The sequence below is a fragment of the Planomonospora alba genome (genome assembly GCF_039534085.1).
GTDB lineage: Bacteria > Actinomycetota > Actinomycetes > Streptosporangiales > Streptosporangiaceae > Planomonospora_B > Planomonospora_B alba.
On record NZ_BAAAUT010000171.1, the window covers coordinates 1 to 679 of the forward strand.

A 679-nucleotide genomic window follows, 5' to 3' on the forward strand; every position below is an offset into this window, starting at 1 on the left:
GGCGGGGGTGGCGGGGTCGGTGGTGGGGGTGGCGAGGTGGACGCGGTTGCGGCCGGCGCGTTTGGCTTCGTAGAGGGCCTCGTCGGCGGCGTGCAGGAGTTCTTCGGCTTTCTGTTTGCCGGTCAGGGTGGCCACGCCGGCGCTGAAGGTGACCGACAGGGTGTGGCCGCCGGCGGGCATGCGGCCGGCGGCGACCCAGGTGCGGATGGCGTCGATGCGTTCCAGGGCTTGGTCGCCGGTGGCGCCGGGCAGGACGATGACGAATTCCTCGCCGCCGTAGCGGGCCACGACGTCGTCGATGCGGATGCGGCCGCCGACGAGTTTGGCGAAGCGCATCAGGACCTGGTCGCCGGCGCCGTGGCCGTAGCGGTCGTTGATCTGTTTGAAGTGGTCGATGTCGAGCAGGGCGACGCTGAGGGGGGTGCCGGCGGAGGTGGCCAGGCGGAGTTCGCGTTGGAGGGCTTCCATGAGGTAGCGGCGGTTGTGCAGGCCGGTGAGGGTGTCGCGGACGGCTTGTTCGGCCAGGTCGGCGCGGAGGGCTTCGATGGTGGCGACCTGGTCGCGTAGTTGCTGGTTGGCGTGTTGCAGTTCGCGGTGCTGGTCGTTGAGGGCGGTGACGTCGCGGGCGACGAAGGCCCAGCCGATGGTGGTCTGGCGGCTGTCGCGCAGCGCGCTGACG

The 679-nt window shown here is 70.8% G+C and carries 1 protein-coding gene; it reads right to left on the minus strand.

Annotated elements, in window-relative coordinates; all coding sequences use genetic code 11:
* The coding region (locus tag ABD823_RS34470; RefSeq protein WP_344867163.1) for a GGDEF domain-containing protein at positions 1-679 on the minus strand (679 nt) is incomplete at both ends.